Source organism: Candidatus Kuenenia sp. (genome assembly GCF_027493735.1).
Taxonomy (GTDB): domain Bacteria; phylum Planctomycetota; class Brocadiia; order Brocadiales; family Brocadiaceae; genus Kuenenia; species Kuenenia stuttgartiensis_A.
Map to the genome: position 1 here is coordinate 303,411 of NZ_JAOSKF010000001.1, position 15,014 is coordinate 318,424.

Genomic DNA, 15,014 nt, shown 5'->3' on the forward strand with positions numbered 1-15,014 from the left:
AATATAAAAAAATTCCTTTTTTGCTCAATATGAAAATTTTATTAGTACAATCATATCTTAAAGGAGATGTTTTCCCTCCGGTATATCCATTGGGAATTTCATATATCGCAAGCTTTCTCACCAAACATGAAGTACGGATTTACGACCCGAATCTTTCTTTGAACCCAATCGATGATTTAATAAAAGAAATCAATGGGTTTAGTCCGCAGATAATTGGTATTTCACTAAGAAATATCGACAATCAATCGAGGAAAAACCCTCTAAACTATTACGGGGATTTTCAACATCTTTTGCGCACTATAAAAAAAAGATGCCCATCCACCCACATTGTTGCCGGCGGTACCGGATTTTCAATGTTTGCACAGGAAATAATGAATACCAATCCAGAAATAGATTATGGCGTATATCTGGAAGGAGAGGAAACATTATCTGAGCTTACAGACAATCTTGACCATCCGGATAAAGTGAAAGGCGTATATTACCGCAAAAACGGGGTTGTTTATTACACAGGCACAAGGACACTTCCCCAATTTGAAAAATTCCCGGCGCCGGGAAGAGATATTGTTAATCCAATCCCCTATATAAACGGAGAAGCTGCAATCGGAATTCAAACCCAGAGGGGTTGTCCGTTAAAATGCGCATATTGCAACTACCCGGCATTAAACGGCAACCTTTTGAGGTCGCGACCTCCTGCAAATGTAGTTGACGAGATAGAAAACCTACTTCATTCGTACGGAATACAGCAGTTTATGTTTGCCGACTCCCTTTTCAACAAACCGCTGGAACATGCCATCGGCATATGTAAAGAAATAATGAAACGGAATCTTCAGGATGAAATCAAGTGGATGTGCTGGCTAGATGTAAGGGGCGTTACGAAAGATTTTTTACACTTATTAAAAAACGCCGGCTGCAGCGGAATTTCTTTTTCACCTGACGGATTATCGACATCTTCATTAATTTCTCTGAGAAAAGGCATAAAGGAAAGAGATGTTTGGAACATATTGAAAATCATTACCACTGATCCCGTAATTAAGGATACCAAATTTATTATCACCATGTTTATAAACTCACCCGGAGAAACCTATTTTGGAATGATAAAAATGCTTTTTTACAAATTCCTTTCTCTTGCGGCTAAGAAAATCTTAAAAAGAAACGTTAACGTCCAAATTGGATGGATACGGTTAGAACCGGACACAGAAATATACCGTGTTGCGATGAAACAGGGCATTATATCGCCTGGAAAGTCACTTCTTCCTGCAAATGCCAATGACGTCAAAACTTTATTTTATTTAAATCCGTCTTTACAGTTTTTAGACAGGATTGTACTGGCTATGGCATCTGTAACTGAATCTATTAAAGGTAAAATAAAACATACATTAATTAGGAGGGCATTATGATGTTGCAAAAAACACAGCGATTTATTTGCAGTATAACGACACTTCTGCTGATATTCTCTTTCGGTTTTTTCGAGGGATCAATTGTTCATGCATGGGACGAGGCGGCTCTCGATTCTCCTTTTGGATTTACCACCTCCTTTTATCCACCAAAAAGAAAAAGCAATGAGGAAATGCTGGCAAAAAGAAAGAATTTCGAATTTGACGGCATCACGGGAGATAATCCGCCTTATTCAACCGCAATAGAACTTGGTGTTAAATGGGAACGTCAGTCAAACCCCGTTTTAGACTGGTCTTTTGTGCAGAGGGATAAAGAATCTATTCAACAGGGAAAATACAACTGGACGATCCCTGATAATTTTTTAAAGAGAATTCCTGAAGAAATGAACATTGTTGTTACCATTAATGTTAACACAAAGCTGTTACGGCCTGGCACATGGGAGTTTATTGTTCCACAGGCAAAAGAGGCTTACATAGAATTCGTAAAAAAAGCTGTAGAACGATATGATGGAGACGGCAAAGACGATATGCCGGGGCTCAAAAATCCTGTAAAATACTGGCAGGTTGAAAATGAACCCGTTATTCAGGTTAAAAAGAAGCAAGGTGGTGGACCTGGAGCTGGCGGACAAGGGGCAGGCGCCGGAAGACAAGGTGGACCACCGCCTGGAATGGGTCAAAGAGGCGGACCACAGGGACCCGGCTTTATGGGCGGACAAAGGGGGCAACCACCTGGCTCTGACAGGATGGGCGGTCAAACCCAAAAAGGAAGTGAATGGAAGGGATATGTGGAACTCATCAATATCACTTCAAGCGCAATAAAAAGCGCAGACAAAAACGCAAAGGTACTTAGTGGTGGAATAGTAAGTCCACCGCCAAAAATGAGGACTGAAATATTAAATGAGTTTTGGCTTCCGGTAATTAGAGCGCTTGACAAGGATTCTATCGATATATTTGATTTCCACTGGTTTGACGACAGCATTATAGATTCTTATACCACCTATAAAATATTACGCAATGCCCTCGATGAAAGCGGCTTGACTAATGTTGACGTATGGATGACCGAAACGGGCGCCAGCAGTAAAGAGGGAGAAAAGGGTCAGGCAATTCAGGTGATAAAACGGTATGTCTATCCACTCAGTTATGGCATTAAAAAAGTATTCTGGGCATGGGCGCTTGTGGAAGGCTGGCCACCATTTGATTGTGAATCAATGTTTGAATACACCGGTTTGATATATGACGGCAATTGCGCCGGCGATCCTGGATATGGAGTGAAAAAACTCGGATTCTATACCTACAGGCTAATGACGGAAAAACTTAAAAATTCAGATTGGAACAATGTAGCGGCAATCTCTAATGGCAAAAACGGCATATACGCATATAAATTCCCACAGGCAGAGAAAGACGTTTATGTGCTATGGTACGAAAAAGAAAACGGGAAAACGACAATAGACTTGAAAGTCGCAGAAAACAGCAAATATACAGTAACGGAAGCGATACCAAATGTCTCTGAAGGAAAACAGCTACACTCTGCATCAAAAAATATTTTTAACACAAAGACTCTGATATCTTCAGGAAAAACCCTTCCGGTGGAAATATCTTCCACCCCCGTGTTCGTCGAGGGCAAAAAGAGTGGCGATACGGAATATGTATCAGATGAAATAGATGATGACGATGAATCATCCGTCTCTGAGATTGTGGATAGCAAAGAACAACCACCGACAGGAAAAACCCCACAAATGCCAGGTGGATATGGACAGTCGCCAACGGGCGGACGTCCGATGCAGCCTAAAGGCCCTGCCATGGGAGGACAACCCGGAAACGGCCCGCATCGTGGACAGCCTATACCTGGAGGACAAATGCCGCCGCAACGCGGACAATCCTCTGATAATCTTCCAACGACAATTAGCGGTAAATCTTATCGCGATTTGGAAGTGTGGCAAAGCTCAATGGACTTAGCAGTAGAATGCTATAATCTTACAAAAGAGATTCCGCAGGGGAAAAATGATGCGCTGGCTGGACAGTTACAACGCACTGCTGCATCAATCCCGGCAACTATTGCAAAGGGACAGGCAATGCAAAATCCCAAAGAGTTTTTCAATCATCTTTCCATTGCAAACGGCTCCATTGCAGAACTGGAAACGTATCTTCAAGTTGCCGAACGGCTGGATTATATCGATTCTGACAGTATAAAGCAGATTAAGCAAAAAGCTGAAACAATTGCAGCCTCAATCAGTCGTTTACAAAAACCTTTTGCAGATAAAACACAACATTGAACCACTTTGTGAAATACAATAGTCCTGGCCGTTTTCAAAAAAACGGCCGGGATGATGTATCCTGCACCATAAACCATAGATGAACTATTCTCTTACGCACAATAAAAAACTAAACATCTACCGATGGATTATTGTTATCCCTTTTGGCATGGCAATATCTTCCACAGCATTTATCAACCCCCTGGTAACCCTCATCCTGCTCGGCATTACTTCCGTGGCAACCATTTCTATTTTGAAGCCGCATATTCCGTATCTTTTTGCGATACTCCTTACTTCTTATATCAGCATTGAAATCAGGCTCTGGGGCGATTATCGAACATTTTTCACTATTTCAGAACCGTTCATACTTTATTGCTTACTCTGTTGGTTTATATCGCGCGGTTTAAGGATTTCAACTGAAGACTTTCAGATCAAAAGATATCTCCCGCTGATATTATTATATCTATGGGGAATAATTTCCATTCTCTGGAGCACTGAAAAAACAATGGGAATATACTATATGGCAATGTTTTTTATCGCCATATGCTTCTTTTTCCTGACCATAGTAACATTAAACAGTTTTCTAAAAATCAAAATAGCAATCGCCTTTTTTGTTGGTATGGGTTTTGTCAGCAGCATTGTTTGTTACTATTCTCTCCTATCGAATAAAACAATAGAAGATATATTGTATCATCATAATGAACATCTGGTTCGTTTTGTATTCAATCCTGAGCAAATGTTACGCGGACAAGGATTCATGCATCCACTTGCCACCGCATACTACCTTTCATTATCGCTCATGTTGTTGCTCGGATTTATTTACACGGGAAACAAAATCACCAGGGTATTCCTGTCAATCGCAGTACTCTCTATGTTTGTAGCGCTATTAACGACACTTAGCAAAGGGCCGTTACTTTCATTACTATGCGGACTTTATATCTTTTCCCTTTTAAATGCCTCGGTCAACAAGCGTATTATCATTGTATGGACGCTTATTTTTTCTCTTATCATAATTGGATTTTTTCTATCAAGAATCCCTACCAATGATTTTGCGAAGGCATTGGATTACACCTCTAAAACATCGACGGAAACTACCGATGAATCATCATCTCTCGGTTCGAGGATAAAACGCTGGAAGAAAGGTATTCTTTCTATAAAGGACCATTATGGTTTAGGTGATGGGGCTGGCGGATTTTTTTCGTATCTCGACCCGGAAATCAGCTTTGACAATCTCTATGTTCATATATTTGCAGAGTATGGATTACCTGGCGTGTTATTGTGGCTTTGGTTTTTGGTACTCTCTTGCAAGAGGTTTATCCATGCATACCTTGCCTGTATTTCATCCGAATACAAAAAATGGATGCAAATTTACATTTCAGGCTTAGCAACATTACTGCTTAATGCAGTCACCTCTTTTTCCCATACCTTTTTGCCCTTATGGTTTTATTTAGGAATCGGACATGCCATGGCAATTGTAATTGACCGTGAAAACAATAAAAGATTAGAAAACGAAAGATTGGATACCCTAAAATGTCGCTCTTAAAACAATTTCTTGATGTTATCTCCAGAAGAAAGAAAATTATTATCGTTATTGTGCTCGCCTTCACATTACTGCCACTATTGTTATCCCTTTCTTTCCGATCGGTATACAAGGCCTCTTCGCAGCTCTGGATGCATACAAATGCAACACAAACGCAATATCTTGCATTACCAACAAACATTAGCAAGTTCGAATATTCTGACAAAAATAAACTGGATAACACATTCTTTGCAATGCTAAAAAATCCTAAATCCATGAAAAGGATTATTTCAACCTTGCATATTACCGATGAAAAGGAACGGTTGGTTGATCCTGATAAATTTATCATCGGAAGTGAATTTAATCTTTTTTTCAGCAGGGAAGGGATTAGTGTTGACGTAGTAGAAAGCGGTGACGTTATAGAAGTATCTGGATACTCCTCCACTCCTGAACGGGCAGGGAATGTTGCGAATGCTGCGGTTGACGCGTTTATGATACTTTATGCGGATATTTTCAAAGACGAGGCAAGATTGGCACAAAAAGCAATGAAAGTGCGGCTAGCGTACGTAAATAAAGAATTAAGAAAACTGGAAAGAAGGTTGTACAGATACAGGAAAAAATACGGAATTATTGATGTCACCATGGAAATAGAAGAGGGACTCAAGCAATATTACAGCTATCTTGACCTGGTTCATCAAAATACTAAAACAATGGAAGAAGAGAAAAAGGTGTTAGAAGAGGTAACCAAAACTATTACATTAATTCCGGAACTATATTTATCCAGCAAGGCTATCGAAAGAAATCCTACATTAGAAACATATAAACAGGAAATCGTAACACTTGAAACGACTATTGCTAAACTGAAGGTTGACTTTACCGAAGCACACCCCGATATTGTTGCGTCCAGAATGCAAATAGCAGAATATAAAAAGGCAATACATAAAGAAATAGAACGAATTTTGGGAGACGAAAATTTTTCCAGAAACTCGTATTATGCTGAATTGGAAAAACGTTATTATGATACAAAAATAAACCTGGAAATTTATAAAATAACTGACGCGATACTGCTTAATATAACCGATATCATTTACAAAAAAATGCTCAATGTAAAGAAAATAGAACTATTGTTTAATAAAATAGAACGTCAGCAATCTTCTTTAAATACCGAGTACACAAACTTGACAAAGGGCATTTCAGACGCCGAAATATTGCTAAACATGAGCCCTTCAAACTTGGCCGTCCTTAATTACGCAGATGCATCAACAATTTCTTCTCCTTATTTTCCGAACAGGGTAAAATTTTTAGCTATCTCCATGTTTCTTAGTACTATCATAGCATTTTCAATAATCCTTCTGGAAGAATCTGTCGACAAATCTATAAAAACGCTTGCAGAAGCACAAAAGGCCTTTCAGGGAAATCTGCTCTATGGTTTGCCAAGGTATAAAAAGATATTTGGCTTCAACATTATCCCGAAAAGACTGCTTCGTTATTTCCCTACATTAAGAGATGAACTGTTATTGCTTAAACAGCGAAATTTTGTCAGAAAAGTATTGAAAAACAACACCATCAGACGTTCCGTCTGGAACATTATTTCCGGCATAAAGGTCGTTTCAGGCGATACCATTGCACGGTCAATTCTTTTCACCGGAGCGGAGGAGGAAGTAGGAACCTCTACACTCGCTCTTCTGGTGGCAAGAGAATTAGCCGTTTCCGGCAAAAAAACCCTCTTCCTTGATATTTCTTCAACAGATGATTGGCATTTGCAGGGAAAAGATATTCTTCCGGTGGATAAAAAAATAACCCTTAAAGACCTTATAAGAAGCAATGATATCTATGGCATTGATGTTTTACTTATGAAAGAAATTACCGATATCCCGGCTATTGCCATGATCGATGGACTGCCAGAACAGTTAAACAATCTTGACTATGAACATATTATTATTGATGCCGACCCTGTTATTGCCTGTAACGACACCCTGTTTCTCTCTGCAACGGCAAATGTTGTCCTTTTAACAGCAAAACTACATAAAACTTCTAAAGAAACAATCGAGGAGGCTTTCGGCAGATTCAAACATCTAAAAACATCTAAAACAGTAATAATAATTAACCAAATTTAGTTATTAACAGAAATATATTCTCTCCTATTCAAAATAACTTTTAATCATAAAATATTTATGAAAGGAACTATTCATTTTTCTGAAGCGGCAAAGGTGTTTTTTTTATATACCCTTCGATACACAATACCTTACTTGCCTTTAAAATTAAAACATAGCCTTGCCAACTGCCTTGCAGCGCTGACGTCACATGGAGAAAAAGCTGTAGTCATGAAGGGTGAGCTGGAATTGTTATTTGGCAAAGGAACATTTACCAGCCCGGAAATGAAAGAAATCATCCTGGAAACCCTTCGTAATTTCAGAAAAGATCTCTTTGAAATATGGTCATTCCCAAGATTAAATAAAAAGAAGGCCGAAGAACTTTGCACCATTACCGGTATGGAACATTTAGAGAACGCCTTGAAAAAAGGTAAGGGCGTGATAATTGCGCTTTGCCATTTTGGGTCATATAAAATGATACTCCCCTGCCTGGGGTATAAAGGATATAAAATAACGCAGGTTGCCGCAAATCCTATCGATCTGACCGGCAAAGACAAGTCGATGGTAAAGAATAAAACCATGCAAATTGAATATCAATGTGAAAAAAGCCTGCCCGCCAATTTTTTTTACATAGGAAGCACTCCAAGGCAAATATACCGTGTGTTACAAAATAACGAAATACTTGTTATGTCACTTGATGGAATTTTGGACCCTAATAGAATTTCAGTACCTTTTTTAGGAAGGAAGATACGTCTATCCCCCTCCCTTATAAAAATAGCAGAAAGAACAAAGTCCCCAATATTGCCTGTTTTTACGGTAAGGGGAAAAAACGGTAAACACCGCATTATTATAGGCAATGAAATCATCCCCGACGATGGCAATGATAAAGGTACACCGGAAAAACTTGTCGTCTTAAAGTTTGGCAGTTTAATGGAACAGTTCGTCAAAGAACATCCCAGTCACTACCTCTGGTATTTATATAAAAACAAAACCGAGCCACCCCACATCGGTAGTATTATTGTTGATTGATTGATTGATTGATTGATTGATTGATTATCAATCAGGACAAAGCCCTGGTAAAATAAAAATTATTATTAGAAATAACAAATCTAACAGTAAGAAGCCCCATTTATTAGGAGTGGATTTGGGGGGTTAAATTAGAAAAAACTCCTTACTCTATAAAAACAATGAATTTTATTTAAAATTTACAACTATTCATTTTTCGAAAACCTTAATTGTCTGACTATGATTAATATCTATATACCGGGAGGTATTTTCTCACCATGAACAAAAAAGTCACCTTTATCGCACCATACGATGATTTAATGGCATATGGCATTAGAATCCTTTCATCATCTTTGAGAAAAGAAGGGTTTTCCACCGAAATTATTTTTACGCCCCATATCTTAAAACAGATGGATACCCATTCTATAAGCTTATTATCGGATGCTATAAAAGAGATGACCCATGATTCATTCTTTGTGGGAATATCATTTTTCTCTTGTCATTTCAATGCGGTTAAGGCGCTTACCGAAGCAATACGAAACAAAATAAGGGCGCCTATAATGTGGGGAGGAAAGCATATCTCTGCCAGGCCGGAAGATGCGGCAGGCTTTGCCGATATTGTCTGCATAGGTGAAGCAGAAATCGCAATAAAAAACCTTTTAAACGCCATGGCAAAAAACGATAATTATTACGACTTGAACGGATTTTGGTTTTTCAAAGACGGAAATTTCAAAAAAAACAGGCTTGCCCCTATTATTGAAGATCTTGATTCATTGCCATACCCCGATTATTCTTTGGAGGGGCATTACCTGTGGGATGGAAAAACCATGCACAAAATGACCGGGGAATTATTGCAGGCGCATTTAAAAATAGCGGAGAAAACCGTTTATCAAACCCTTTCTTCACGAGGATGCCCTTATAGCTGTACTTATTGTTCCACATTTAAAGCCCTTTATTCGGACAGCGGATATTTGAGATTTCGCACTGCAGAAAACGTAATTGGTGAGCTGAAAGAAATGAAATTCCGCTTTCCACGGATGCAGGCAATAACGTTTTGCGACGACAATTTTTTTGCTTTGAAAGAAGACCAGTTAGAAAAATATGCCGCTTTATATAGAAATGAAATCGGTTTGCCTTTCCGCTGTCTTGCCCATGCACATGATGTCAATAAAAAGAAGCTGGAAATCCTTGTTAATGCAGGCATGAATGAATTGCAAATTGGCATACAAACAGGTAGTGAAAAAACCAGAAAACTGTATAAAAGAGGCCCTTCTACCGACAAAGTTTTGGATGCTGTAGGACTGATTCACCAATTTAAGGGAAGATTAATGCCTTTCTACGATTTTATTATTGATAATCCATTCGAAGAGGAAGAAGACCTAATTGAAACCCTGCATATGATTCAGAAATTTCCCAGACCATATCACCTGAACGTATTTTCCCTTATTTTTCTTCCTGGCACTGAATTACAAAAAAAGGCTCAGGAAAAAGGACTTATCATTGACTCGACCCGGCAATTTGAATCCCGAAAAAAGAGTTATATTAACTTTCTTTTTTATCTCTATTGCCGTACCATTCCACGACGGATCATGTGGATACTCGTATCCAAACCAATGCTAAAAACAATGAAGCACAAATACATAGTCAATTTTTTATACTTCATGAGTGATTCAATAAAAAGACTGTTAAAGAGAAAGGCTGATACGTGGGCGATAGAATAATATTTTCCTGTTTTCTCCGGAAACCTGCAGGAATAGTTTTAGGACGAGTGGCTAGGGATGCTGCCATTAAACGTTATGATGAATGGCAGCAAAGCAGATGAGTAGTAATATTTTATTAATCAAGACCCATGCTTTCGGTGATGTATTGCTTACGACTCCGGCAATACATGCAATTTACAAAAATAACCCGGCAAATAAGATTTATTATCTTACCGGTAGGTGGTCGTCAGAAGCACTGTACAATAATCCTTACCTTACAAAAACTTTTCGATTAGACGACGATGCACTTTTTGGAAAAAAATTATATAAAATTATCCCTTTAATACTAGAATTAAGAAAATACAAATTTGAAGCTATCATTATTTTCAGCGCATCAAAATATATACATTTTCTTTCATGGTTAATAGGGGCGACAACGAGGGTCGGATTCGGCAATAGCAGTTTTATTACCCACAAAATCTGTCCTTCAGTGCTACAAAACGATTATGCCGCCAGAGCATATAATACATTGTTAGAGCCATTGTGCATACCATGCAATGGAACTAAGCTTGATTTTCAGATAAAAGAAGTATGCATTCCTGAAAATCTGAGTACTTTTCTCGAAAAATACAAATCTAATGTAATTGGACTTTTTTGCGGCGGCGGGAAAAATCCCCGCGATACGGTATTGATAAAACAATGGGGTGCTAAAAAATTTATTGAACTGGCAAAATTGCTTTCTGCAGACGGTTATGGATTTCTGCTTTTTGGATCGATGGATGATCGTAAAATAAACACGACACTAAAAGATGAACTTAATGATGCTATTTTTGATTTAAGCGGCCAATATTCTTTTAATGAAACGGGATATTTAATGAAATTGTGCCGGCTTTTTGTTACAAATGACTCTGCTCCCTTCCACATTTCTTACGCACTCACTATCCCGACAGTGTGTATTTTTGGTCCCAGCAATTCAAAATTACTTTCACCCCAATTGCCATTTTGCAGATATATTCAAAGCCGTGTAGAATGCAGTCCGTGTTATGGAAATGATATTTTTATCGGGTGTGCAAATCCTATTTGCATGGAAAACATTTCTGCAAATGATGTTTACAAAGAATGTAAATCGCTATTAAGTAAAAACTTTAATTATGAAAATGTTATTCGTTTCGTTGGTACACAACAACAAAGAATTTAATTTTTAGAAAGGCAGATGCAGTGAAAGTCTTACTTATCAATCCCCCATATTTAAAAAAATTTTCCCGTCCACAGCGGAGTCCTGCAGTGACCAAAAGCGGCACGCTCTATTTTCCCCTGTGGCTGGCATATGCAACAGGCGTTTTGGAAGAAAAAGGGTTTGAAGTTAACCTCGTGGACGCGCCTGCAGATAGTTTATCCATTGATGACATTATTGAAAAAACCCTCACATTCCAGCCAAACCTTATTGTTCTTGATACAAGTACGCCAAGTATTGATAATGACGTTGCCGTTGCCCGCAGATTAAAAGAAACCTGTCCGTCTTCTTTCATAATACTGGTAGGAACGCACGTATCAGCGCTTCCGGAGGAAGTCCTTAACAAAGAAAATAGCGTTGATGCAGTTGCCAGAAATGAATATGATTACACACTGCATGACCTCGCTAAAATTTTATCTGAAAAAGGCGACCTGAAAACCGTTCGTGGCATAAGCTATAGGAATGGCAATGAAATCATCCACAACCCGGGAAGGCCATATATTGAAAATCTCAACGAATTGCCTTTCGTAAGCAAGGTTTACAAAGAATTTCTCCGTATAGAAAATTATTTTAATCCTAACGCCCTCTACCCAATGGTCACAATTACCACTTCCAGAGGATGCCCTTTCCCATGTACCTTTTGTGTTTATCCTCAAACGTTAATGGGCAGAGGTTTTCGGCAAAGGAGTATTAATAATGTAGTGGAGGAAATGGAATATATTACAAAAAATTTCCCGCAGGCAAAGGCGGTTTTTTTTGAGGATGATACATTAACTGTTAATAAAAAACGGTGTAAAGAACTTGCAGAATGCATAATTCAAAAGAAAGTGAACATTTCATGGACAGCAAATGCAAGGGTTGGTCTGGATTACGAAACAATGCGGACAATGAAGACGGCAGGCTGCCGGTCACTTTGCGTCGGATTTGAAAGCGGAAGCCAGCAAGTACTTGACAACATGAAGAAAAAGCTGAGTCTTGCGGAAATGGAGGCTTTCATGGCAAATGCAAAAAAAGCCGGGATGTTAATACATGGCTGCTTTATGGCAGGGCTTCCCGGCGAGACAAAAGAAACACTTCAGGAAACACTACAGCTTGCAAAAAGGCTGAATCCGGATACTGCCCAATTTTATCCCGTCATGGTATATCCGGGAACGGAAGCATACACATGGTATAAGGAAAAAAGATTGATAACTACCGATAATTTCTCAGAGTGGCTTACGCCGGAAGGCTTGCATAATACTGTTATCAGTACGGAAGAATTATCATCCTATGATCTTGTAAGGTTCTGCGATGGTGCAAGACGGTCTTTTTATCTAAGGCCTGGCTATCTTCTTTACAAATTAAAACAAATGATTACACACCCAAGAGAAATAAAGAGGACGTTAAAATCAGCAAGGACGTTTTTAAAATATTTGCTAAGAGGTTCTGATGTGAAGCCAAAAATTCAATGCTGAACTGAGCGACCACTTTTAATTCCCTAATTTTGGCAAAATATTTAATGGTGAAATCCTAAATCCTCAATCTCATATCTGCAATCTTGTGCGACTGCCGATTACTGATTTTAATCCGGTTTCTCCTTTTCGTCCTTGTTTGATTCTGGTTTACACAGAGGGATATGTGTTTATGGTAACCCCCCTAAATCATCCTTAAAAAAGGGGCATGAGATTATAATTCTTTATGTATTCTGCATATGCTGAACTATTATTAATATTCTCAGCCTCTTTTACCCTGTTCCTGCACTAATATTGCTATAGCTGACAGCCACCGGCAATGGCTGGCACTACAGATATATAATCTCCGTCTTTTACCGGTGTTTCCAGATTATTGAGAAATCTGATATCCTCATCATTGAGATAAAAGTTGATAAACCTTCTTATCTGGCCGGAATCATCGCAAATCCTTTCTTTAATACCTTTGTAATTTGCTTCCAGATTGCTAATAATCTCGCCAATATTCTTTCCCTCTACCTTTACCTCCTCAACTCCATCCGTAAAGGTTCTCAAAGGCGTTGGTATGCGCACAGTTACCGACATAATTTTGCTCCTTTAAATTAACCCTGGTAAGGTGGGCGGCGCCCACCAAAATATCGCTCACTCGTTCACGTTGTTTGTTTTTCGGCTCTTGGATATGAAGAGGAACGCAGACCGTCTGATAAACAAAGCCTGCCCTGTGGAATGAGTTTATCCCACAGGACAAATCCACACAGATTTACGATTTACGATTTTTCTAATCTGGAAAATCTGTGATTTCTCTTTTATTAATTTATAATTTGCACCACGCGGAAAACCGCTTATATTACAAACAAATTAGAAATTTAGCGGTAATTTGGCTTTTTGAAAATATCCACACAAAGATGCTAAGATCAAAAAAGTTAGTACCGGTACGTATCCGGTTTGAACGGCCCTTCTACAGGGGTGTTGATATATTCAGACTGCTGTTTGGTCATACGGGTAATCACTCCTCCAAAGCCTTTCACCATTTCAGCGGCAACCTCCTCATCCAGTTTTTTTGGAAGAACCTTAATATACACCGGGCTACGCTCTGATTTGGGTTTGCTTGCCCATGCCTCACGATAGAGGTACATCTGTGCAAGCACTTGATTTGAGAATGACCCATCCATAACACGTGAGGGATGACCTGTAGCATTGCCAAGGTTTACAAGCCGTCCTTCAGAAAGAAGAATAATATAATCTTCAGGGTCATCGGATCTGTATATCTGGTGAACCTGCGGTTTCACCTCTTCCCACCTCCAGTTTTCACGCATAAATTTAGTGTCAATCTCCAGGTCAAAATGTCCAATATTACAAACGACTGCCCCGCGTTTAATAGCAGACAGCATATGACGGTCGCATACATTTACATTGCCTGTCGTCGTTACAATCAGATCGGTCTTGGCCAACAATTGTTTGTTTATACCTTCCGCAGAACCATTATTTATTCCGTCTTTGTAAGGAGAAACCACCTCATATCCGTCCATACATGCCTGCATACCACATATGGGGTCTATTTCAGAAATGCTCACAATCATGCCTTCCTGCCGCAAACTCTGGGCGGAACCCTTGCCAACATCACCATAACCAATAACAAGCGCCTTTTTACCGGAAAGAAGAATATCGGTGCCACGTTTAATAGCATCATTTAAACTGTGGCGGCATCCATATTTATTATCATTTTTAGATTTGGTTACAGCGTCATTGACATTTACCGCGGGAACCTTAAGCTCCCCTTTTATTAACATTTCGTGCAAACGGTGAACGCCGGTAGTCGTCTCTTCTGTAATGCCATGTATTTTTTCAAGCATCTCAGGATATTTCTCATGAACCATTGCAGTAAGATCTCCGCCGTCATCTAGCAACATATTAGCATCCCAGGGCTTGCCTTCTTTCAGAATAGTCTGCTCAATACACCACTCATACTCTTTTTCCGTCTGACCCTTCCATGCGTAAACGGCAATACCGGAATCCGCAATAGCTGCGGCCGCATGGTCTTGTGTGGAAAAAATATTACACGATGACCAGCGAACTTCAGCACCGAGAGCGCGAAGCGTTTTGATCAATACGGCTGTTTGGATTGTCATGTGGATACAGCCGATGATTTTAGCACCCTTAAGCGGCTGCTCTTTCTCATATTTTTTCCTGAGATTCATCAAGGCGGGCATCTCAGCTTCCGCCAGGGCAATCTCGCGATATCCCCAGTCTGCAAGACCGATATCCGCCACTTTGTAATCCTGCTTAGAACTAACGTCGGCTTTTTTGTAATCCAACATAACCATTTTAAACTCCTTTTTGACAAGGCCAAAATTGCACTAATACACAAT

General features: G+C 39.3%; 10 protein-coding genes. 8 read left to right on the top strand and 2 right to left on the bottom strand.

All coding sequences use genetic code 11. The features are described from left to right. The first annotated feature begins 29 nt into the window (after positions 1-29). The 8 genes from M5U24_RS01320 to M5U24_RS01355 all read left to right on the top strand — a co-directional run bounded on the left by M5U24_RS01320 (position 30) and on the right by M5U24_RS01355 (position 12,651). Positions 30-1,397 (top strand): cobalamin-dependent protein, encoded by a 1,368-nt coding sequence (locus M5U24_RS01320; RefSeq protein ID WP_099326231.1) that lies wholly within the window; start codon positions 30-32, stop codon positions 1,395-1,397. Further along, positions 1,394-3,667, top strand: coding sequence for a four helix bundle protein (locus tag M5U24_RS01325; RefSeq protein ID WP_197705229.1), 2,274 nt, complete (start codon positions 1,394-1,396; stop codon positions 3,665-3,667). The genes M5U24_RS01320 and M5U24_RS01325 overlap by 4 nt, the downstream gene beginning before the upstream one ends. Positions 3,668-3,746: 79 nt before the next feature. Next, positions 3,747-5,189, top strand: coding sequence for an O-antigen ligase family protein (locus M5U24_RS01330; RefSeq protein WP_099326230.1), 1,443 nt, complete (start codon positions 3,747-3,749; stop codon positions 5,187-5,189). Further along, on the top strand, positions 5,177-7,282 hold the full coding sequence (locus tag M5U24_RS01335; RefSeq protein WP_099326229.1) for a hypothetical protein: 2,106 nt from the start codon (positions 5,177-5,179) through the stop codon (positions 7,280-7,282). Before M5U24_RS01330 ends, M5U24_RS01335 begins: the two co-directional genes overlap by 13 nt. 57 nt (positions 7,283-7,339) lie before the next feature. Next, positions 7,340-8,287, top strand: coding sequence for a lysophospholipid acyltransferase family protein (locus tag M5U24_RS01340; RefSeq protein ID WP_099326228.1), 948 nt, complete (start codon positions 7,340-7,342; stop codon positions 8,285-8,287). 254 nt (positions 8,288-8,541) lie between these two features. After that, positions 8,542-9,984 carry a radical SAM protein gene (locus M5U24_RS01345; protein WP_099326227.1) on the top strand — a complete coding sequence of 481 codons (1,443 nt, stop codon included), beginning with the start codon at positions 8,542-8,544 and terminating at the stop codon, positions 9,982-9,984. Between the two features lie 97 nt (positions 9,985-10,081). Further along, positions 10,082-11,161 carry a glycosyltransferase family 9 protein gene (locus M5U24_RS01350; RefSeq protein ID WP_157820659.1) on the top strand — a complete coding sequence of 360 codons (1,080 nt, stop codon included), beginning with the start codon at positions 10,082-10,084 and terminating at the stop codon, positions 11,159-11,161. An 86-nt stretch (positions 11,162-11,247) separates the two neighbouring features. After that, positions 11,248-12,651 carry a radical SAM protein gene (locus tag M5U24_RS01355; RefSeq protein ID WP_197705228.1) on the top strand — a complete coding sequence of 468 codons (1,404 nt, stop codon included), beginning with the start codon at positions 11,248-11,250 and terminating at the stop codon, positions 12,649-12,651. Between the two features lie 294 nt (positions 12,652-12,945). Here M5U24_RS01355 and M5U24_RS01360 read toward each other — a convergent pair whose 3' ends face one another. Together M5U24_RS01360 and ahcY are read right to left on the bottom strand one after the other, a co-directional pair. Next, the gene (locus M5U24_RS01360) at positions 12,946-13,230 is read right to left on the bottom strand and encodes a MoaD/ThiS family protein (RefSeq protein WP_099326224.1); all 285 of its coding nucleotides are present in this window, start codon (positions 13,228-13,230) and stop codon (positions 12,946-12,948) included. Positions 13,231-13,568: 338 nt separating this feature from the next. Next, positions 13,569-14,969 (bottom strand): adenosylhomocysteinase, encoded by a 1,401-nt coding sequence (gene ahcY, locus M5U24_RS01365; RefSeq protein ID WP_099326223.1) that lies wholly within the window; start codon positions 14,967-14,969, stop codon positions 13,569-13,571. Positions 14,970-15,014: the final 45 nt, after the last annotated feature.

Bases quoted from the DNA above. Each gene is read 5' to 3' on its own strand.
- M5U24_RS01320 (WP_099326231.1), top strand. From the start codon at position 30: ATGAAAATTTTATTAGTACAATCATATCTTAAAGGAGATGTTTTCCCT.
- M5U24_RS01325 (WP_197705229.1), top strand. From the start codon at position 1,394: ATGATGTTGCAAAAAACACAGCGATTTATTTGCAGTATAACGACACTT.
- M5U24_RS01330 (WP_099326230.1), top strand. From the start codon at position 3,747: ATGAACTATTCTCTTACGCACAATAAAAAACTAAACATCTACCGATGG.
- M5U24_RS01335 (WP_099326229.1), top strand. From the start codon at position 5,177: ATGTCGCTCTTAAAACAATTTCTTGATGTTATCTCCAGAAGAAAGAAA.
- M5U24_RS01340 (WP_099326228.1), top strand. From the start codon at position 7,340: ATGAAAGGAACTATTCATTTTTCTGAAGCGGCAAAGGTGTTTTTTTTA.
- M5U24_RS01345 (WP_099326227.1), top strand. From the start codon at position 8,542: ATGAACAAAAAAGTCACCTTTATCGCACCATACGATGATTTAATGGCA.
- M5U24_RS01350 (WP_157820659.1), top strand. From the start codon at position 10,082: ATGAGTAGTAATATTTTATTAATCAAGACCCATGCTTTCGGTGATGTA.
- M5U24_RS01360 (WP_099326224.1), bottom strand. From the start codon at position 13,230: ATGTCGGTAACTGTGCGCATACCAACGCCTTTGAGAACCTTTACGGAT.
- ahcY (WP_099326223.1), bottom strand. From the start codon at position 14,969: ATGGTTATGTTGGATTACAAAAAAGCCGACGTTAGTTCTAAGCAGGAT.